The organism is Dellaglioa sp. CoH-57-MRSF-16, from assembly GCF_056782055.1.
The window spans coordinates 1-266 of sequence record NZ_JBXAXZ010000186.1; the positions used below are offsets into that span (position 1 = coordinate 1).

At 64.7% G+C, this 266-nt stretch carries 1 protein-coding gene; it reads right to left on the minus strand.

Annotated features, from left to right (window positions below):
• On the minus strand, positions 1 to 266 hold a 266-nt coding region (locus AC1RPH_RS08370), incomplete at both ends, for a hypothetical protein (RefSeq protein ID WP_481762125.1).

Below are 266 nucleotides of genomic sequence, written 5' to 3' on the forward strand. Positions count from 1 at the left end.
TCGTGAATCCTTCACGGAGGCCACCGAGCAATGCACCGAGCACGTGGCCGCCGTCGGGGACCTCGTAATAGGTGGCGGTGACCCCGGCGCTCCGGGCGGCCTGGAACGAGCGTTTGACGCGCGAGACATACTCCGGGTCGTTCGAACCGACGGTGAAGATCCCGACCGTGTCGGCGTATTTGTGTCTGGCGAACACCTTGGCGGGAATCTGGGCGTCGTACGCGGCTTGGTTGCCGCCGAAGATCTGTGCCAACACTCGCGAAGGG